This window comes from Tolypothrix sp. VBCCA 56010 (assembly GCF_050875635.1).
GTDB lineage: Bacteria > Cyanobacteriota > Cyanobacteriia > Cyanobacteriales > Nostocaceae > Hassallia.
In genome coordinates, this window is sequence record NZ_JBPAOH010000084.1 from 1 (window position 1) to 20068 (window position 20068).

The window sequence follows — 20068 nt, forward strand, 5'->3', positions numbered from 1 at the left end:
AGGGGGAGTGGGGGGAGGGGGGGAGTGGGGGAGGGGGGGACAAGGGGCTTTTTTAAGAGGGGGAAAGGCGAAAGGGGAGGCAGTGCGGTCTTGGGGTCTCCCCAAGTGGAGCATCTGCCGTGAAAGGGAAAGAATTATTACCATTCCCCATTACCCATTCCCCATTCCCCATTCCCCATTACCCATTCCCCATTACCCATTCCCCATTACCCATTCCCCACTCCTCAGAGATTGTGCCGAAATTAAATCAAATTTGAGAGCAAGAGCAAAGTGGGATTTTACCTAAAACAGCAAGAAGGCTCACACTGAACCTGTACCCACGTCAGTGTCTAGACGGCAGTCGCTACAAGTCGGAAACCCACCCAAAGCGTTGCCTCATGAATTGCGCGTGAGACGAGGAGTGTAGTCTGACCATATTTGAGCGTAGCGAAAATGGGAAAGACTACGACAACGAGACGAGCAGAATATTTTGTTTTGGATAACACAACTATCAAGATATATGTTATCATGAATAAATAAACACGGTAAGGTCGATATCATGTATAGAGCAGTTAAAGTTAGAATTTATCCTACTGATGAGCAAGAATCTTATCTCTCTCAATGTTTTGGTAATACTCGATGGTTGTGGAATTATATGCTTAATGCCACGACTACCGCATACAAAGAAACAGGAAAAGGTCTTTCCAAAGCTGCGATGGATAAATTGCTCCCTGAGTTAAAGAAAGAATATGAATGGTTAGGACTTGCGTATAGTCAAGTGTTGCAAAGAGTCACATTCAACCTTTCAAGTGCGTTTGTCAACTTTTTTGAAGGACGCGCTAAATTCCCTAACTTTAAATCTAAACATGGCAAGCAATCGATTCAATATCCCCAAAATGTGAAGCTGATATCAGAGGATTCTGTGATTAAATTTCCTGGTAGTTTGGGGATAATGAAAACCGTGTTTCATAAACATCTGCCGGATGCAAAATTTACGACTGCAACAATATCAAGAAATGCAGATGGGAAATACTACGCATCTATTCTTTTTAACCAAGAGGATAAACCAGTAGTTGCAATTAGAGAAGCTATTGGGGTTGATTTGGGATTGAAAAACTTTGCTATAACTTCTGAGGGCTCAAAATATGAGCTACCTAAAAAGCAATTAGCAAAGTTAGAAAAAAATAGAAAACGTAAACAAAATAAATTAGCTAGAAAGACAGATAAAACATCTAAAAAACGTCACAAAGCTAAACGTTCATTAGCTAAAGTATCTAGCAAAATAGCTAGAGTAAGAGAAGATTTTATACACAAGCTATCTCGCCAAATAGCATACGAAAACCAAGTTATTTGTGTAGAAGATTTGGCAGTGAAGAACATGGTTAAAAATCCCAACTTGGCAAAATCAATATCAGACCAAGGATGGGGAATGTTTCAAACCATGCTCAAATACAAAGCTGAGAAATTTGGTCACACCTATCTTGAAATTGGTCGTTTCTTCCCATCTTCTCAGCTTTGTAGCGAGACTCTACTACCAATCCCAATACTGCAACATGGTTATGATTCATTGGGCGTAAGGTTTGTAGATTGTCCTCACTGCAATAAACAGCATGACAGAGATATCAATGCTGCAATAAATATTAGAAATGAAGGATTGCGACTTTGGGCGTTAGGAACTAGCGCTTCTGCCCTTGGAGGGGGTGTAAGACCAAAACAACCAGGACGTAAAAAATCTATGGGTGTTGCGGTTTGTTAGATTTTTATATTTCGGTCTTAAATTGCTCTTATGATCGAATAAAATGGCTTGCATTGCAGTCACTAGTCAAAGAATGCAGCTGGATTTTACCTTACGAAAAAATTTGTATAGTATGCGATCGCCCGATTCATCTTCTCTTCGACAACCAAAATCGCCTGCACGCAGAGGGAAAACCAGCAATACAATTTGCCGATGGATACAGCCTCTATTCTCATCACAGTGTAACTTTACCGGAAAAATATGGTAAAATCCATCCCACTCTTGGGAATCTCAATGGCTTTTATCAGAAAATAATGCCGAACTGCGACGAGTGCTAATTCAAGGTATTGGTTATGACCGAATAGCCAGCGAATTACAAGCGATAGAATTAGATGCTTGGGGTGAATACACTTTATTAAAAATTAATGCAGATGTTGACGACGAGCCAATTTATTTATTAAAAATGACCTGCCCTAGTACGGGATTTATTCATGCTTTGCGTGTTCCACCTGATACACAATCTGCTCGTGAGGCGATTCGGTGGATAAATTGGGAAATCGATCCAGACGAATTTCAACACCAAACCTGATTTTGAACGAGTGAATAATATAAAAAAATTATAAATTTAGTGACATGTAATACATTTTACTAAAAATTAACATAAATGGGCAGATATACCCTTTCTTATAAAGAACTTATGTTAGGATAAAATCGAAATGAAGTGAGTTCGGCGATACGGATCTTGTTTTTAGTAATAATTGCAGGCACCTCTCCGAATGAACATATCTGCATCAATGGATTTTGGAGAATTTCATGTCAATTTACGTAGGGAACCTGTCCTACAGCGTCACAGAAGACGACCTCAGTAAAGTATTTTCAGAATACGGCACCGTTAGCCGGGTTCAATTACCCACAGATAGAGAAACAGGTCGCGCACGCGGCTTTGGTTTCGTAGAAATGGAATCATCAGCGGCAGAAGACGCTGCGATCGCAGCTTTGGATGGTGCAGAATGGATGGGGCGCGCAATGAAAGTTAACAAAGCAAGACCACGCGAGGAGAAAAGTTCTCGTGGCGGCGGTGGCGGTGGCAATTGGGACAGAGGCAACAGACGCTATTAAGTCTTTAAGTCATTTCTGGCAAACGTAACAAATATTGCTGAAAGCATTTCGATGCTTTTGTCAAGCCTAATTTAGTCTAAAACAAGCAGTTCAGCAGAAAACTGAACTGCTTATTGTTATTTTTATTTTTGAATTACCAAAGGTAAATTTCAACATAATTTAATTAGACAGCCGTAGAGACGTTCGATCGTCACGTCTGTTCATGCCGCCAATATGCAATGCCGCCATTTTTTATGCAACTGAGGGCGCGAAAATTGCTAGAGTGAACAGAGTTAGCCTGAATGTCTAATCGCCAAAACCTATACATATCATGGATTTTGCTAATCTTGCATCAGCGTTAAATGCTGGAACAATACTGCCAGAGGGGATTGTGATAATCACCCTGATGACGGTTTTGATTGTTGACTTGATTTTGGGGCGTACATCCGCACGCTGGATTGGATATCTGGCGATCGCAGGTTTATTTAGCTCCATCGTCGCTCTATATTTTCAATGGGATAATGTCAATCCCATCTCGTTTAGCGGTGGCTTTAACGGCGACGATCTCAGCATCGTCTTTCGCGGGATTGTTGCTTTGTCTGCGATCGTTACCATTCTGATGTCAATTCGCTACGTTGAGCAGAGTGGCACCGCTTTAGCAGAATTCATCGCTATTTTGCTCACAGCTACCCTCGGAGGGATGTTTCTCTCTGGGGCAAATGAGTTGGTGATGACTTTCATCTCCTTAGAAACCCTGAGTATCTCCTCTTATTTGCTCACAGGTTATACCAAGCGTGACACTCGCTCGAATGAAGCGGCGCTAAAATACCTGTTGATTGGCGCCTCAAGTACAGCAGTATTTTTGTATGGTGTTTCGCTGCTGTATGGGTTATCGGGCGGACAAACAGAATTTAGTGCGATCGCGTCGGGTATTGCCACAGCGAATTTTGGTCAATCTTTAGGTTTGGTGATTTCGCTGGTTTTCGCGATCGCAGGTATTGGCTTCAAAATCTCCGCCGCGCCCTTCCACCAGTGGACACCAGACGTTTACGAAGGCGCTCCCACACCTGTGATTGCCTTTTTATCTGTCGGTTCCAAAGCCGCCGGATTTGCTCTAGCCATCCGCTTGCTAACAACAGTCTTCCCCCTAGCTGTAAACGAGTGGAGATTCGTCTTCATTGCCCTCGCGGTTCTGAGTATGATTTTGGGTAACGTAGTTGCCCTCGCCCAAACCAGCATGAAACGGATGCTAGCTTATTCATCTATTGCCCAAGCCGGGTTTGTGATGATTGGCTTGATTACTGGCACGCAAGCGGGATATTCCAGTATGATTTTTTACATGCTGGTTTACCTGTTTATGAACCTGTGCGGCTTTACTTGCGTGATTCTCTTTTCGCTGCGGACGGGAACCGACCAGATCGCCGAATACTCAGGCTTGTATCAAAAAGATGCACTGCTAACTCTGGGATTAAGTATTTCCTTGCTTTCCTTGGGTGGAATTCCACCGCTAGCGGGATTCTTTGGCAAAATTTACATCTTCTGGGCTGGTTGGCAAGCTGGGCTTTACTGGCTAGTCTTGCTAGGTTTAGTTACCAGCGTTGTTTCCATCTACTACTACATTCGCGTAGTCAAAATGATGGTAGTCAAAGAACCTCAAGAAATGTCCGACGCGGTGAAGAATTATCCGGAAGTGCGTTGGAATTTACCTGGATTTAGACCTTTGCAAGTAGGTTTGATAGTAACTTTAATCGCGACTTCTATCGCGGGTATTTTGTCAAATCCCTTGTTTACCTTGGCTAACAATTCCGTTGCTAATACTCCATTTTTGCAACCAGGAATGGTTGTTAAAGCTCAGGTAAGTGCTGTTAATTCTGAGCAGCCAGAAAAGTTGTAAATCGGGAATGGGGAATGGGTAATGGGTAATGGGGAATGGGGAGTGGGGAATGGGGAATGGGTAATAGGAAGAAACGCACATCACTATTACCAATTCCCAATTACCTATTCCCAATTACCTATTCCCAATTACCAATTACCAATTACCAATTGCCAATTCCCAATTCCCTATTCCCTATTTCCTATAGAATTTAGGTAAGCGTTTAATTTAGGTGGTAGTTCGTCAAGGATTGGTTTAAACTTGCTTACCTGTTCATTGGTTAACAACTGACGAGCATAAGCTAGTCTCAACCAATTAATTGTTTCATACAAAGAACCTCTGGCAATTTTTAGAAAACGCCGACTATCTTGATAATTATAACGTCCTCGCCCCTGAAATTAAACCGATTTTGTGCTGCACTTCCCGATAATTCAGGAACAGTGGATTGCTTGCCAATGATGCGTTCGAGTTCGGGGATAACATCAATAATTACTTGACCATTTTCGCCTAATGCTGTCATAATTTTAGTTTTCCAGGCGGCGATTTGGGTATTATTTTCACCTAGCAATTGTTCGATTAAATCTTGAAATGCTTGGACAAATCCAAAAAAGGGAATGTAACGTTGGAATTGGTCAAATTTACCTTTGATGAAGTAACCCCGCTGTTTGACGATGGGTTTGTGGACTTCGTTAACAACAACAGTTTTGCCAATACCAGAAGATCCTGCTATTAGCATTAGTTCAATTTGGGAACCTCCGTTGAAGCATGTGGCGTGATTTGAGATTTCTGTCGAATTTTCTCCGGGTGGAGTAATTTCGCCCCTACATACTCGGTCAAATGCTGTTAATAAAGTGGCGACTTCTTTATCACGACCATAGAGTTTTTCGGGAATGACGAAGCGATCGCATACATCCCGCATTCCTAACTCGAAGTTGGCAATATTTCCAGTCTCTTGCCACTGCTTTAAGCATACTTGCAAATCATACTTTAACCCGAAAGCACTTTGATAGCGATCTTCGGCATTTTTCGCCATCAGCTTGTTGACGATTAAAGACAAAATGTGCGGAATAGATGCATTCAAGTCTTCAACTAAAGGTGCAAGCTTGGCAATATGAAAGTGAACTAACTCCATCGGATCGTTAGAAGTAAATGGTAACTGTCCGGTGAGGAGTTCAAAAAAAGTGACACCAAGCGAATAAAAATCGCTGCGGTAATCAATACCTCGGTTCATCCGTCCGGTTTGTTCGGGAGAAAGATAAGCGAGAGTACCTTCGAGAATGTTGGGATTTTGAATTTCCGGAAATTCTCTAGGCAAAAGAGAGGCTATGCTAAAGTCGATCAGTTTAACTTCACCTGAATCCGTGTTAATCAAAATATTCGCGGGTTTGATGTCTTTATGAATAATGCGATGTCTAGCGACAACCCCCTCCGGGTGTACGCGATGCAGTCCTTCTAAAGCCGAGACAATTTGAATCGCTATGTGCAAAAATTCACTTAAAGAATCAGATTTCCCTACTTTCCACTCCTTGAGGGAAATACCGCCAAAATCCTCCATCACCAGTGCATAGCTGTTGCGGTAGGTTTCTAAGTTGTAGGCTTTGACGATACCAGGAATATTAAGATTTTTGGCAATAGTATATTGGTTGCGGAATTGCACCAGTTCGCTGAAACTGGGATATTCGCTATTCAGCAGTTTGATGATGACAGGTTGGCGATCGCACTCCCGCAGTCCGCGATAAACTAAGGTTCTATTGCCGGAGTAGATAAACTCAAGGATGCGATAGCCAGGAAGAGAAATATTGATGTTTGTCATGTTTATACCTGGGTGTTGAGTGCAACTAAGAACCAAAGCAACTTAAAGGTTGTCCTGTTCACTCAGTTTTCCCAAACCCACACCAATTTTCACTATCTAACGATTTGAAAGAGCGATCGCGCATTCTGGTTAACCGACGGAAACCGCGCTTGTCTGCGACTGCCTCACCGATGCAGCGTCTACGCTCTTTTTTTAGCTTGTAGTTAATGCTATACATCAAGTTTGGTTAATTTGTCATCATCAATTAGGATTATCTTTGCTTGTATTTAATCTCATATTTGCTTCATGTTAAATTTATTTCTTAGGGGTGTTACATACCCTCGCATCTGTAAATAGGTAGAAAATTTGTAAATCTTAGGTTACACATTCTCTTGTTTTGTTAAATGACAAAACATTTTCTTTGGCATATATGTCAGGGAATTTTGATATTTAGTTAAATATATTAAGTTAAATTGTAATTTGTTTAACATGAAATTGTAAAGTTAAGTAAACTTTAAAGTTGGCGTTTTCAATTGTTGTAAACAGCCGTAACCATTTGAAATCAGGCTTTTTCAGTCAAAAAAATTTTGGCGATCGCACTTTTGTTCTGAAACAAACAGTAGTGATTCTGAGAAAAACTGTAATACTTTCTATCAAATACTATGTTTCAGTATATGTCTTTAATGTAACAATGTATATTTAAATGTGAAATTAACTTTACAATTCAGCTTAATTACGGATACTTTTTTTAATAAAAACATTAGAATTAAATCAAAGAACTTTTGAGATTCAAACACCACATTTAGCAGCATAAACGCTCAGTTTTACGCGCTCACAAAATGCGGTGTAGTTGATTTAGGTCAAAATTGAATCATTGAAATATTGGGCAATAAATATAAAACAAATTCTCGCATTCAGTGAGAACAAGAGGTAATAGTTAGCCCTATTCTATTACCTAAAATTTGACATACAAAAGCATAAACCTAAAAAGATTAGTTTGTCTTCTCTGCGTTTCTTTCTTGTAATGAGTTTTGCAGAGATGAACAAATATTTCTTCAAATTAGGTTCAGTTTTTGTGAACTTATGTTGTGGCTAAGTCAGATGGTGCGTTGCCAGGATTTCAATTTTGGAGATCCACAATTGATAATACCAGTTTTTGGGATTTTCAATTGTAAAGAGCGAACTGTTATCTGCCAAGCATTAACAAGAAGTCAATTTATTGTGTTTCCTTTCCTAGTGTGTTTCCCTTTGACTCCTGGAGTTTTTATGAACGAATTTATTTTTCCTGAATTATATTGCCCATTTCCATCTCGAATCAATAAGTATGCTGATGTTCTAGAGGATTATGCTGTAGAATGGGTGTTGCATTTCAAACTATTGACAAACGAATCAGTTTATCAACGCTTCTACAAATCAAAGTTTTTTTTAATGGCAGCTAGTACATATCCTTACTGCCAACTTGAAGAACTGAAGATTGGAAATGATTGGTTGAGCTGGCTATTTATTTGGGATGACCAATGCGATCTGTCGGAGTTGAAAAAACAACCTGAATTGCTAAAGGCTTTTCACAAGAGATTTATAGAAATATTGAATGGAGCGGAACTCACAAGCAAGGATATACCGCTCAGTCATGCCTTAAGTAACTTACGAGAACGAATGCTCCAAAAAGCGAGCGTAAAATGGTTACATTATTTTATCTGCGGCTTTGAGAACTACTTACGTGGATGTGTTGAAGAAGCAAACAACCGCTTAGAGGGTATTGTACCCGATGCTGACACTTATATTCAAATGCGTAGGTTAAGCGCAGGCGCAGATGTTGCCCTTCCATTAGTTGAACTTTGCGATAACTTAAGAATTCCCGATTTTTTACGAAACCAGAACGTCTTTAAAGAAATAAACAAGATGACAAATAATCTTCTTGGGTGGTCTAATGATATCTTCTCCGTATTAAGGGAAATGGCAACTGGTCATATTCACAATCTAGTATTTGTAATACATTATCAGCAGCAAGTTACTTTAGAGCAAGCAATTAAATCTGCTGCTGAAATGCACGACCAAGAAGTAAGAAACTTGATTAATTTAGAAGCATCTATTCCATCTTTTGGAGAAGATGTCGATATTGAGCTAGAAAAATATATATTAGGTATGCACGCTTGGATACGTGGTAATCTCGATTGGTATTCTCTTACTGCTCGCTATCAGATTGTAGAAAGGCTGGAATTAAAAGAAAGTCTAGAACTAGTTACATGTTAAGCTAACTGCTACTTTCAAACCAAAAAATTCCACCTCATAGTTATAATCAAAATTTCTCTACTTCACTGAATATTAGCTTTAGTATTACTCTATAACTTGGGGTGGGATATAAACATGAATTCTGGAGGAAAAATTATATGCAACTACCCAATACTCTGAAAAAACCCTCTTTTCTACAAAAGCTGCAATGGGCTGTCGATCCTGTGGGTTTTATGGAAAGCGCAGTCCAGGAACATCCTGACATTTTTACTGCTAATGTGGTAGGTTTTGGCGACACGATGGTATGCGTTAACCATCCTCAGGGAAACCAGGAACTTTTAACCAACGATAAAAAGAAGCTTATAGCCGTCGGTGAGCTAAACAAAATTGTGCAACCTTTAGTGGGAGATTATTCACTGCTTACGCTTGACGGTGAGCAACACAAACGGCGGCGACAGCTTTTGATGCCTCCGTTTCATGGAGAGCGGATGCAAGCTTACGGTTCTTTGATCTGTAATCTTACCGAACAGATTTATAGTCAATTACCGCTAGACCAGCCCTTTTTAGCTCGCAACACTATGCAGGAGATTGCCTTGCAAGTGATTTTACAGGCTGTTTTTGGCTTGTATGAGGGAGAACGTTACCAACAACTTAAAAATTTATGGGCGTTGTTGATGGATTTATTTCAGTCACCGCTCAATTCTAGCTTCCTCTTATTCTCTTTCCTACAAAAGGATTTGGGAGGTTGGACTCCTTGGGGAAGGTTTGTGCGGCTACGGTCTTCAATTCATGAGTTAGTCCACGCTGAAATTGCTGAACGCCACGAAAAACCCAATCCCAATCGCATCGACATCCTTTCATTGCTGATGTCAGCTCGGGATGAAGCGGGAAATATGATGACAGATGATGAGTTGCGTGATGAGTTGATGCTCATGATGATTGCTGGAAATGAAACTACGGCAACTACAATGGCTTGGGCATTGTATTGGATTCATCAAAAGCCGGAAGTGCATCAAAAATTAATCCAAGAACTCGATACTCTTGGTGATTCACCAGACCCTATGACTATTTTCCGCCTGCCTTATCTTAGCGCCGTCTGTAATGAAACTATGCGGATTCATCCCTCTGTAATGCTGACATTACCTAGGGTAGTACAAGAACCTATTAAAATAATGGGACATCCTTTAGAGCCTGGTACAGTAGTCGTTAGCTCGATATATCTGACTCATCGCCGTGAGGATTTATATCCAGAACCTAATCAATTTAAGCCTGAGCGCTTTTTAGAACGCCAATTTTCTGCCTATGAATTTCTCCCCTTTGGCAGTAGTGCTCGTAGTTGTATTGGTCAGGCTTTGGCTCAGTTTGAAATGAAGCTGGTATTGGCTACTATTTTGTCACGTTATCAACTAGTGCTAGCAAATCGGCTACCAGAGAAACTTCAGCGTCGAACCTTTTTGCTTGCACCTGCCAATGGAGTCAAGATGGTAATTAAAGGGCAGCGTGCGCGGCAATAGTCAAGAGCGACTATGGCAACTGCACCCGCCTCATAGTCTAAGCATCTCACTGTCGCAGGGGAATATCAATTACAAACTCAGTTCCCTTTCCAGGGGTGGAATCACAGGTTAACTTACCTTTGTGCTTGTCAACTACAACCTGATAGCTAATTGACAACCCCAACCCCGTACCACTTCCTATCGGTTTAGTGGTAAAAAATGGGTCAAAGATTTTCTGACGCACCTTGTCACTCATGCCATGACCATTATCAGCAATTTGAATCCTCAAGGTATTAGAATCTACTAGAGATGTGCGAATGCGAATTTGTCCTACCTTGCGGTCAGTGGCGATCGCATTGTCATTTGACTGTTGTAAAGCATCGATCGCATTACTGAGGATATTCATAAAAGCTTGATTGAGTTGACCGGCGTAACAACTAACCAACGGTAGTTGTCCGTATTCTTTAATAACTTCAATTTCCGGGCTATCGCTCTTTTCCTTGAGTCGGTGCTGCAAAATCATCAGGGTATTGTCAATTCCCTCATGAATATCTACAGGCTTCATTTCCGATTCATCTAAGCGAGAGAAGTTGCGTAAGCTCAATACAATATTCCGAATACGCGAACTACCAACTTTCATTGAATCTAGAAGTTTTGGCAAGTCTTTTATAAGAAAATCTAGGTCTAATTCTTCTGCTTTTTCTTCAAGAACAGGGGAGGGATTGGCATATTCCTGCTGATAGATAGTAATCAAATCTAGTAAGTCTTGAACATAACCACTAGCGTGAGAAATATTGCCATGAATAAAGTTAATCGGGTTATTGATTTCATGGGCAATTCCTGCTACCATTTGTCCCAAACTCGACATTTTTTCAGTTTGAATCAAGTGGGTTTGGGTATTTTTCAATTCTGAAAGTGCTTGTTGCAAACTTTGATTTATTTGGCTAAGTTCTTGCGTTCTTTCCTCTACTTTCTCCTCTAAAGTATGGCTGTATTCCTCCAAGTTTTCATTAGCTTGTGCCAAATTTTTATATAGGATGGCATTCTCTAGAGAAATTGCGGCTTGAGTGGTGAGGAGTTTGAGAATTTCTACGCGATCGCGTGTAAATGCTTGCGTCGTTAAATTATTTTCTAGATAAAGAATGCCAAGTAACTTGCCTTGATTGATAATTGGGATACACAAAAGGCTCTTGGGTTGCTGACGAACAATGTAGCGATCGCCTATTAAAAAGTTAACAGTCTTAGCATCATCAATGACAAAGATTTCCTTTGTGCGTTTGACGTAATTAATTAAAGTAACAGGAATATCAGAACTAGACTCTAAATGAACTGATGGAAACTTTGTAGAAATAGGTGCTTCATTTGAACTAGAACCGACTGCGGTGACAGTTAAATCTAAATTATCTCCTTCGCTCAAAATCAGAACACACTTAGAGGCTCCTGCATTCTCCATCACAACTGTTATTAAGGTAGAAAGCAGTTGCTCTAGCTCAATTTCCCCAGAGAGTGCTTGAGAAGCTTTAATAACAGACCCTAAGTCTAGCATTTGTGAGATGCTGGTATTACTAATAACAGTTTCTTGAGTGTTAGGAACAGATAATGATATGCCAATAGAAGCGGTGCTTTTTTCGTTGGGATGAAAGCTAAGTTGTTCTTGCTGGATAATCGGAGCAAGTAATTGAGCATAGCGTTTTTGCAAATCTTCAACTTTCGCTAATGCTCCCCAGCGGACGTAGCAATAGTAGGCATCAGTGAGGTAGGTTGCAGCAATCTTTTGTTTGCCCCATTCTAAATAGAATTTAGCAGCAAGTTCGTGAGCGAGAGCTTCTTCATTAATGTACTCGTTTTCTTTGGCATTGGTAATAGCGCGATCGTAATCATCCATTGCTTCTAAATATTCACCCCCGACCCGATGCCGTTCTGCCTCTACCAAATAAAATTTATGCAGATAATTCATTGGGGCATGATTTGCCCAATGCCGCATCTTGGTTTGATTTTCAGCTACTTTTTTCAGAATTTGTTTTTGTTCAGATTCCCCGACATTAGGATACACTGCTAGCCTAGTTAGTGAATCAAAAAAATGAAAAATTGGGTAAACTAGCTGTCCTATGCCGCCATCTAAATACTTCTCAGCCAGAGTGGCATTTTCAAGTGCTTGTTGAAACTCTTGAAATAGATAACACAGATATAGTTTAGCAAGATATAAATATAAAAGTCCCATTCCATCATTCGCTTCAAGGTGAGTCGCCAGCATTTCCTGCTCGTTGTAAACTTCACCGATTAAATAACAATAATTTTCCTTAGAGCCTAGTAAGTTTAATACACTCTGCCGATAGATAATACTCCAGTTAAATACTGTTTCTTGCTTCATTTGAGCGATCACATTGCTGTAAGTTGCCATTTCCTGGTCAAGCCCTGTTAGTTCTCTACCAATAAAATATGAACAGTAAGAATAATTGTGAAGAGCATAGGCTGCAAATTCTAAATCTCCCGTTTCCAGTCCGGCAGAGTAAGCCTCTAACAAAGGTTTTAATACTTCTCTGGCAGGCTCCTTCCAATGCCGGATAGTAGCATTAAATACCTCTATAATCTTAGCTTTTACTTCTTTAGCATTGAACTTAGCTAACAAAGTTTCAGCCAGTTTACCAAATTGATAGCCAGACTCAATGTCTCCCACTACCCCACAGAGTATTACTGCATAACTTACATAGGCAAAAGCAGACAGGGGAGCGTTGCCATGTTGGAGCGATAAATTAATCTGTTTAAAAAGAATTAGTGGGAATAATTCAGGAACAGCTTGATAGGCAAGACCAATTGTACTAGATAGAATACGCATAGCTTCCAGAGGATAGCGTTCCGTCATCTCCGGCAGGTTAATTAAGTCTTCAATGCTCCTATCTGTCAAAGCTGATGCTATTTCTGCCATTGCTAGCTGAACATCAGATTGGCTTGGATTCTCAGGAAACTCTACCCCTAATTGCTTCAAAACTATTAGCGCAGTATTGACTGCTATTAATGCTTGGTTCTGCGCTCCATAAGCTTGAATTTTCACTTCATAAACTTTTACTTTCTCTAGTAATGTTTTCGCTCGTGTTAACACTACCTCTGCTAATTGCTCTGTTTGTTCAAAGTCTCCACCCAAGTACGTTGCCTCTGCTGCTGTTTCATACAAACCTAGAGCTAGGTCATATTTTCTCTCCCAACTATCATCTGTTAATAGTTCAATTCCAGTAGTTAAATATTTAACCGCAGCTAGATAAGCCATTGATGCCAAAGCTTTACGTCCAGCAATCAAATTCATTCTTGCCAATCCATCACGTTCATCCTGTAAAGTGATTAATGGCAGTGCCATATTAAACTGATTGACTAAATCAAAAATCTTTTCTTCCTGTTCGGCTACTGGAATATTTCTTAACAGAAGTTCGCCAATTTTTAAGTGAATTGATTGCTTATTATCTTCTGGAATCAAAGAATAAGCCGCTTGCTGCACCCGGTCGTGTACAAATTTATATTTAGGTAAGCTTAATTCTTTCTCATGATTTATTGCCTTCTGACTATTAGCATCTTTGTCAAAAAACTTGTAAAATTCAGCTTGAGGAAAAACAAGTCCTTCAATTAATGCTTGCCACAAGTCTGACGCTGTATCTACGGCAGATTCTTCATGAATAATAGTAAGAGTTTTTAAATCAAATTCGTTACCAATACATGCAGCAAGTTTCAATACTTTTTGAGTATGTGATGGCAACTTCATTAGTTGTAGTGCCATAAACTCTACTACATCATCTGTGAGAGCTAATGCTTTTACCTGAGGAATATCGCACTGCCAATAACCGAGTTCAAAGTTAAATTCAATTAGTCCATCACTATGCAAACACTTGATAAATTGATGGGTAAAAAATGGATTGCCTTTGGTTTTAGCAAATACCATTTGCGTGAGAGGGATAGCAACTTTTTCTTCACAACGCATGGTATCAGCAATCAATAGATTTAAATCACCCTGATTTAATGGCTCTAGAGTAATAGTATTAATGGTTGCTTGGGAAAGTTCAATTTGTTTGATTGTCAACTCAAGCGGATGTGCTTTGTCAACTTCATTATCCCGATAAGCGCCAATCAGCAGTAGACCACCATCGGTTTCTCTATCTTTATTTGTTTCGCCTAAAAGGAGAGAAGACAAAGAAGGATTTTGATTTACTGTTGCGGTTTCGCCCATTAATAATTCAATAAATTTCAAAGAGGTACTATCTGCCCATTGCAAATCATCCAGAAAAATTACTAAAGGATGGTCTTTTGTGGTAAAGACACGGATAAACTTTTGAAACAATAAATTGAAACGATTTTGAATAGCATTGCCAGAAAGTTCAGTAACTGGTTGTTGCCTACCAATAATGCTTTCGAGTTCGGGAATTACATCAGTAATGACTTGACCTTGTTCACCCAGTACTGAGAGAATTTTAATTTTCCAATATTCAATTTGGGCATCAGTTTCACTTAGCAGTTGACCGATTAAATCGCGAAAGGCTTGCACTAATGCTGATAAGGGAATGTCTCGTTGAAACTGGTCAAATTTGCCTTTGATGAAGTAACTGCGCTGCCGAACGATAGGTTTATGAACTTCGTTGATAACAGCTGTTTTGCCAATACCAGAGGAACCGGCGACTAATATCATTTCCGTGGTTCCACTGATGACGCGATCAATTGCAGCGAGTAAAATTTTAATTTCACGTTGACGACCATAGAGTTTTTCGGGAATGAGGAAGCGATCGCAGATGTCCTCTTGTGCTAACTCGAAGAATGCTATATTTCCTGTCTCTTGCCATTGCTGCCTGCACAGTTCTAAGTCATGCTTTAACCCCAAAGCACTCTGATAGCGGTCTTCGGCATTTTTTGCCATCAACTTGCTAATAATTTCCGACAATATGGGGGGAATATTGGGGTTAATTGAGTTTGCTTTTGGTGATTGTTTGGCAATGTGACAGTAAACTAACTCCATTGAGTCAGCGGTGATGAAAGGTAATTTGCCTGTGAGGAGTTCAAAAAAGGTGACACCAAGGGAATAAAAGTCACTGCGATAATCTATACCTCGGTTCATTCGTCCGGTTTGTTCAGGAGAAATGTAAGCCAAAGTACCTTCTAAGACGTTGGGATTGGTGATAAATTGAATTTCTCTTGGCAAAAGTGAGGCTATACTAAAGTCGATGAGTTTTACTTCTAGGGTGCTTGGGTTAATTAGGATGTTGGCGGGTTTAATATCTTTATGAATGACGCGATTGCGATGCATTCCTTCAAGAGTTGAAGTAATTTCTATGGCGATATGAAAAAACAGATCGAGAAAATTCGGATTTTTTCCCTCTTCAGATTTAAACAATAACGCATCTTTAAGGGAAATACCGCCAAAATCTTCTAATATTAAGGCATAGCCGTTGCGGTAGGTTTCCAATTCATAAGGTTTGACTATACCAGTCAGGTTGAGATTTTTGCTGATTGTGTATTGATTACGGAATTGGGCAATTTCATTGAAGGTAGGATATTCATTCCGCATCAGTTTGATAATGACTGGCTTTTGGTCTTGTTCTCTGATGCCACGACAAACTATAGTTTTACTACCTGAGTAAATTTGCTCAGTGAAGCGATACCCAATTAAGGTAAATAATGTATCTAATAATGCCACCATCGCAGCTTATTCTCTTTATTTTGTTTCTATGTGTTAGTCTTCCCATTTTAGGGCTCTTCTTATCATTATTTACCAGAAAAGTTTTGATATTTTGCATGTTTTCATAGTTAATAACTAATATTTAAAAAAATTGATATTTGAAGCCTCATCAAGCTGATTTTTTCCGTATAATCAAGCGCAAATCTGGCAAATGTCCAAAAAAAAGATTTGTTTGATTGATTTAAATATTTAAAAAGGAAGTAATTTAGAGGTACATATAACAATACTAGATAATATTTTTTAAGTAATAAACATTATTTTTGGCTGTTTAAATTTTTTACTAATTAAGTTAAATTGTTAGGATTTACGTAAAAATAATTGTGAGGCACATTATACAGTAGCAGTAATTCATGAATTACCGCAAATAAGCGATTTTGTCAGATTGCGTGAGTCCTGATTGTTATGTATATTTAGTCAATTGGTATAACTGATTTTTGTAGTCTAAACAATAAAAAGCCTACCTTTACCTTTTGCTTAAGGGTATCGGTAGGCTGAATAAATTTAAAAGCGGATTTGAGATTTTCCTAAATGGCAACAATCTTGTGAAAGCCTTAGCGACGAAGGTTTTGAGAAAAGAAACGATCGCTATTTTATTTTCTGTTTAATAAAAGTCACAACTTGAGTTAACTGTTTCTTTAAACCATCAATTTCCGCTTGCATCTTGACAATTTTCTCATTTAATGCAGCAATTTCGGCATTAGGAGCGATGGTCAAAGACCCGCCAGGAGCGATCGCACTAGAATTTACAGCTCCGTTTTTCGCAGCAACAGCTGCTACCGAGGCTGGTTCCGGACGCGGTTGTTTAGCTTTTGTCATCGCCAACTTAATTGAGGCAATTAGTTGCTTTTGGTCAAAAGGCTTTCCGAGAAACTCAAAATATTCAAAGGGTTCGGGGATTTTCTCCGTCACCTCTTCTTTACGACCAGACATAAGAACCAAGGGAATCTTTCTTAATTCTGGTTGAGCTTGAATCTGCTGGAAAACTTCCCAGCCACTCATTTTCGGCAAAAGGAAATCCAACATAATCAGGCTGAGTTTTTCCTGACGAATGAAATTTAATCCTTCTAAGCCGTCTTTTGCTTCCAGTACCTCAAAATTGCCCGGAGGCAACATTTCCCGTACTTTCACCCTGACAACTGTAGTGTCATCGATAACTAGAATCTTGTTACTTGCCACGACTGATTACTCTAACAGAAACTTTAAGTTGAGATGGCGGTGCCAATTAAGGTTGAGAATCTTCCCACTATATCTGACATTTATATTGATTGGGGGATAGTAATTTCTGGGAGAAGTGACAATAATTTAGGTATTTTACAGAGCGTATACTGATGTTTTGTAAGATTAGTGTAAATGTGATATTTAAATCATAGGGAATTGGGCAATGGGCATGGGGCATAGGGCATAGGGGAGCCAGTGCGTTGGGGAGGACACCTGCACAGGAAGGGCAATGCCCGACTTGAGCAGTGTGTCCGCCATCGGCAGTGCGTTGGTAAGGCAGCGCGGTCTTCTCCCAAAGGGAGAGGCTAGCGCCAAGGGGAGGCAGTGCGTTGGGCGGGTTTCCCGACAGCCGTGCACCTGCCGTGGTTTCCCCCATGAGCGACTGCCGCAAGGGTTTCCCGGCAGTCACGCACGTGCCGTCGGGGATGCCGACTTGAAGCACAACCGCGTCATGGGACATGGGGTATAGTCCAAAAAATCCGGAAACTTCTTTTTATTCCCATTGCCCATTGCCCATTGCCCATTGCCCATTGCCCATTGCCCATTGCCCATTGCCCTTGAATTATTTATGACCTCTTCGCAACCAGCCGAACTTAAATCAGAAATTATGGCAATGCCAACGTGGTTACGTCGTCCGATTGGCAAAGCTAGTGAACTCTCGACGGTACAACGCATTATTAAGCAGCGCCAAATTCACACGATTTGCGAAGAAGGACGTTGCCCCAATCGCGGGGAATGCTACGCCCAAAAAACGGCAACTTTTTTACTCATGGGTCCAACATGTACGCGGTCTTGCGCTTTTTGTCAAGTAGATAAAGGTCATGCACCGATGCCTGTGGACTCAAGAGAACCGGAAAAAATAGCAGAATCGGTGCAGCTTTTGGGATTGCGTTATGTGGTATTAACTTCTGTCGCTCGTGATGATTTGCCAGATCAAGGGGCACTTCATTTTGTGAAGACAATGGAAACTATCCGCGCTTTGAACCCAGAAGCTCAAATCGAAGTGCTGACACCTGACTTTTGGGGTGGTGCGGGTGCTGGTGAAGAAGGTCAACGCCAACGGATAGAAATGATTGTGAAAGCGCAGCCTGCTTGTTACAACCACAATATTGAGACGGTGCGACGGTTGCAAGGTCCTGTGCGGCGAGGTGCGAAGTACGATCGCTCACTAAGGGTACTTTCTCTAGTCAAAGAGATTCAGCCGACAATTCCCACCAAATCAGGTTTGATGCTGGGACACGGTGAAACGATTGATGAAGTCATCGAAACAATGGCGGATCTGAGGAATGTTCGATGCGATCGCCTGACTATCGGTCAGTATATGCGTCCTTCTTTAGAACATCTGCCAGTACAAAAATATTGGACACCCAAAGAATTTGATGAGCTTGGCATTATAGCACAAGATATGGGATTTAGCCACGTTCGTTCTGCTCCTCTAGTTCGCAGTTCCTACCACGCCGGAGAAAGCCCTTGATTAAGTACGACCGTGTAGAGAGTGGGAGAGTGGGAGAGTGGGGGAGGGGGAGAAGGGGGACAAGGAGGACGACTTGGGGGACAAGGAGGACATTTCTTTCTATTACCCATTCCCCATTCCCCATTACCCATTACCCATTCCCAATGCCCAATGATACATTTTGTTGACTGGTGCTGTTTTAGGGTACAAAATCCACAAAAATATTTTTGATAAGTGTCGCTAAATATGACGACTCTTTGCTATTTGTTAAGAAGACTGTAATTAGGAGAGGAAATTATGACGGCTCAAGCCAAGAAACCTGCAAATCAAAAAGTCGGCGCAGAAGTTGCTCAAAGCGGGGCTAAAGCTCCCTTTCCCTTTCGCACCGCAATCAGTTTATTTCTCCTAGCTGGTAACTTCCTGATAGCAGCATTTTACTTCCATCTGATTAACATTTAATCCCCGGAGGTTGAGTTAGGAGGCGCCCCGCAGCGCGGTAGAGACGTTCCGTCCGGAACGTCTGTACGGGAGTTATGAGTTATAAAGCTGTTAATTCTTGACTCTTGACTCCTCACTCCTAACTTTGACATTTGTGTTGCTCAAATCGTACCTTTGAATAAACCTTTGGGACGAATTAGCAGCACCAAAATCATAATGAACAGCGCCACACCTTGTTTATACTGAGAACCCAGTCCAGGGATGATGGTGCTGACTTCTTGAACGATACCGATGATAAAAGCCGCTGCGATCGCTCCATAAGGATTGCCAATTCCCCCCAAAATCACCGAGGCAAACATAGGTAAAATCAAAAACCATCCCATGTTCGGGCGCACAGCTGTAATTAACCCGTACATACTGCCTCCCAAGGATGTCAACGCCCCGGCAATTACCCAAGTCCAGATAATTACAGAGTCAACATTAATACCAGAGACTCTCGCCAAATCCAAATCGTCGGCAACGGCTCGCATAGCTTTACCAATTTTGGTATTTTGCAAGAGATAATGCAGCGCTAAAATTGCCAACATCGCTAAAAACAAAACCAGCAATTGATTTTGCGGCACTTTTAAACCAGCAATGTCTAAAGCAGGGGTAATCGGCAAATTGTAATTTTGGTTACTACCACCCCAAATCAAGATAATCGCATTGCGAAGAAATAATGCCAGTCCGATAGAGATAATAATCAGAGTAGTAGAAGTAGCACGGATAGAGCGCATCCTTGACCACAGCAGCTTTTCTGACAACACCATCATCGCTACCGTTCCCACTCCCGCTAGCAACATCGACAGCCAAATATTTATCCCCAGAGTATTTAAGAGCCATGTAAAATAAGCTCCCAATGTGAGAAAATCACCGTGGGCAAAGTTAGATAACCGTAAAATCCCATAGGTTAAAGTCAGTCCAACAGCTGCCAGAGCAATAATGCTCCCTACAGCAATTCCGTTAACAATTAATTGAGCTAGTTGTGCATTCATAGTAATGGGA

16 protein-coding genes and 2 pseudogenes are annotated in these 20068 nt (G+C 40.7%); 11 read left to right on the forward strand and 7 right to left on the reverse strand.

Going from position 1 to position 20068, the window contains the following annotated elements; all coding sequences use genetic code 11:
• From AABK37_RS24790 to AABK37_RS24815, 6 genes and pseudogenes are all read left to right on the forward strand, one after another.
• On the forward strand, window positions 1-286 hold a 286-nt coding region (locus AABK37_RS24790; RefSeq protein ID WP_432554185.1), incomplete at its 5' end, for a hypothetical protein.
• A gap of 252 nt (window positions 287-538) precedes the next feature.
• A complete protein-coding gene (locus AABK37_RS24795) occupies window positions 539-1735 on the forward strand; it encodes an RNA-guided endonuclease InsQ/TnpB family protein (RefSeq protein ID WP_432554186.1) in 1197 nt (398 codons plus the stop codon).
• Window positions 1723-2303, forward strand: a pseudogene (locus AABK37_RS24800) (DUF6745 domain-containing protein); the annotation flags it as partial. The gene AABK37_RS24795 and the pseudogene AABK37_RS24800, both read left to right, overlap by 13 nt.
• A 224-nt stretch (window positions 2304-2527) precedes the next feature.
• A complete protein-coding gene (locus AABK37_RS24805) occupies window positions 2528-2833 on the forward strand; it encodes an RNA recognition motif domain-containing protein (protein ID WP_039737105.1) in 306 nt (101 codons plus the stop codon).
• Window positions 2834-3143: 310 nt separating this feature from the next.
• Window positions 3144-4706, forward strand: a complete 1563-nt coding sequence (locus tag AABK37_RS24810) for an NAD(P)H-quinone oxidoreductase subunit N (RefSeq protein WP_432554187.1) — start codon at window positions 3144-3146, stop codon at window positions 4704-4706.
• Between the two features lie 21 nt (window positions 4707-4727).
• Entirely contained in the window at window positions 4728-4904 is a 177-nt protein-coding gene (locus tag AABK37_RS24815; RefSeq protein WP_432554188.1) for an alpha/beta hydrolase, read from the forward strand.
• Here AABK37_RS24815 and AABK37_RS24820 read toward each other — a convergent pair.
• The 3 genes and pseudogenes from AABK37_RS24820 to AABK37_RS24830 form a co-directional block, all read right to left on the reverse strand.
• The gene (locus tag AABK37_RS24820) at window positions 4874-5032 is read right to left on the reverse strand and encodes a four helix bundle protein (protein WP_432554207.1); all 159 of its coding nucleotides are present in this window, start codon (window positions 5030-5032) and stop codon (window positions 4874-4876) included. The genes AABK37_RS24815 and AABK37_RS24820 overlap by 31 nt on opposite strands.
• Before the next feature lie 50 nt (window positions 5033-5082).
• A pseudogene (locus tag AABK37_RS24825) lies at window positions 5083-6498 on the reverse strand (protein kinase domain-containing protein); the annotation flags it as partial.
• Window positions 6499-6556: 58 nt separating this feature from the next.
• Window positions 6557-6715, reverse strand: coding sequence for a hypothetical protein (locus AABK37_RS24830; RefSeq protein ID WP_432554189.1), 159 nt, complete (start codon window positions 6713-6715; stop codon window positions 6557-6559).
• Between the two features lie 1028 nt (window positions 6716-7743).
• On the opposite strand from AABK37_RS24830, the gene AABK37_RS24835 reads away from it, so the two are divergent.
• Window positions 7744-8730 carry a terpene synthase family protein gene (locus tag AABK37_RS24835; RefSeq protein ID WP_432554190.1) on the forward strand — a complete coding sequence of 329 codons (987 nt, stop codon included), beginning with the start codon at window positions 7744-7746 and terminating at the stop codon, window positions 8728-8730.
• 137 nt (window positions 8731-8867) lie between these two features.
• Window positions 8868-10223, forward strand: a complete 1356-nt coding sequence (locus AABK37_RS24840; RefSeq protein WP_432554191.1) for a cytochrome P450 — start codon at window positions 8868-8870, stop codon at window positions 10221-10223.
• Window positions 10224-10269: 46 nt separating this feature from the next.
• Here the strand turns inward: AABK37_RS24840 and AABK37_RS24845 are convergent, their stop codons facing one another.
• The 3 genes from AABK37_RS24845 to AABK37_RS24855 form a co-directional block, all read right to left on the reverse strand.
• Window positions 10270-15876 (reverse strand): trifunctional serine/threonine-protein kinase/ATP-binding protein/sensor histidine kinase, encoded by a 5607-nt coding sequence (locus AABK37_RS24845; RefSeq protein WP_432554192.1) that lies wholly within the window; start codon window positions 15874-15876, stop codon window positions 10270-10272.
• Window positions 15877-16500: 624 nt separating this feature from the next.
• Entirely contained in the window at window positions 16501-17091 is a 591-nt protein-coding gene (locus tag AABK37_RS24850; protein ID WP_432554193.1) for a response regulator, read from the reverse strand.
• 67 nt (window positions 17092-17158) lie between these two features.
• Entirely contained in the window at window positions 17159-17593 is a 435-nt protein-coding gene (locus tag AABK37_RS24855; RefSeq protein ID WP_432554194.1) for a hypothetical protein, read from the reverse strand.
• Between the two features lie 108 nt (window positions 17594-17701).
• Between AABK37_RS24855 and lipA the strand changes: the two genes are divergently transcribed.
• From lipA to AABK37_RS24870, 3 genes are all read left to right on the forward strand, one after another.
• The gene (gene lipA, locus AABK37_RS24860; RefSeq protein ID WP_432554208.1) at window positions 17702-18607 is read left to right on the forward strand and encodes a lipoyl synthase; all 906 of its coding nucleotides are present in this window, start codon (window positions 17702-17704) and stop codon (window positions 18605-18607) included.
• A 21-nt stretch (window positions 18608-18628) separates the two neighbouring features.
• Window positions 18629-18817 (forward strand): hypothetical protein, encoded by a 189-nt coding sequence (locus AABK37_RS24865; RefSeq protein ID WP_432554195.1) that lies wholly within the window; start codon window positions 18629-18631, stop codon window positions 18815-18817.
• Window positions 18818-18883: 66 nt separating this feature from the next.
• Complete coding sequence (locus tag AABK37_RS24870) at window positions 18884-19045, forward strand: photosystem I protein PsaX (RefSeq protein WP_432554196.1); 162 nt, start codon at window positions 18884-18886, stop codon at window positions 19043-19045.
• A gap of 140 nt (window positions 19046-19185) precedes the next feature.
• Here the strand turns inward: AABK37_RS24870 and AABK37_RS24875 are convergent, their stop codons facing one another.
• Window positions 19186-20058, reverse strand: a complete 873-nt coding sequence (locus AABK37_RS24875) for a branched-chain amino acid ABC transporter permease (RefSeq protein WP_432554209.1) — start codon at window positions 20056-20058, stop codon at window positions 19186-19188.
• Between the last annotated feature and the right edge of the window lie 10 nt (window positions 20059-20068).

What these genes read in the sequence shown, in the direction of transcription:
- AABK37_RS24795 (WP_432554186.1), top strand. Translation starts at nt 539, where the DNA reads ATGTATAGAGCAGTTAAAGTTAGAATTTATCCTACTGATGAGCAAGAA.
- AABK37_RS24805 (WP_039737105.1), top strand. Translation starts at nt 2,528, where the DNA reads ATGTCAATTTACGTAGGGAACCTGTCCTACAGCGTCACAGAAGACGAC.
- AABK37_RS24810 (WP_432554187.1), top strand. Translation starts at nt 3,144, where the DNA reads ATGGATTTTGCTAATCTTGCATCAGCGTTAAATGCTGGAACAATACTG.
- AABK37_RS24815 (WP_432554188.1), top strand. Translation starts at nt 4,728, where the DNA reads ATGGGTAATGGGGAATGGGGAGTGGGGAATGGGGAATGGGTAATAGGA.
- AABK37_RS24830 (WP_432554189.1), bottom strand. Translation starts at nt 6,715, where the DNA reads ATGTATAGCATTAACTACAAGCTAAAAAAAGAGCGTAGACGCTGCATC.
- AABK37_RS24835 (WP_432554190.1), top strand. Translation starts at nt 7,744, where the DNA reads ATGAACGAATTTATTTTTCCTGAATTATATTGCCCATTTCCATCTCGA.
- AABK37_RS24840 (WP_432554191.1), top strand. Translation starts at nt 8,868, where the DNA reads ATGCAACTACCCAATACTCTGAAAAAACCCTCTTTTCTACAAAAGCTG.
- AABK37_RS24845 (WP_432554192.1), bottom strand. Translation starts at nt 15,876, where the DNA reads ATGGTGGCATTATTAGATACATTATTTACCTTAATTGGGTATCGCTTC.
- AABK37_RS24855 (WP_432554194.1), bottom strand. Translation starts at nt 17,593, where the DNA reads ATGTCCCATGACGCGGTTGTGCTTCAAGTCGGCATCCCCGACGGCACG.
- lipA (WP_432554208.1), top strand. Translation starts at nt 17,702, where the DNA reads ATGACCTCTTCGCAACCAGCCGAACTTAAATCAGAAATTATGGCAATG.
- AABK37_RS24870 (WP_432554196.1), top strand. Translation starts at nt 18,884, where the DNA reads ATGACGGCTCAAGCCAAGAAACCTGCAAATCAAAAAGTCGGCGCAGAA.
- AABK37_RS24875 (WP_432554209.1), bottom strand. Translation starts at nt 20,058, where the DNA reads ATGAATGCACAACTAGCTCAATTAATTGTTAACGGAATTGCTGTAGGG.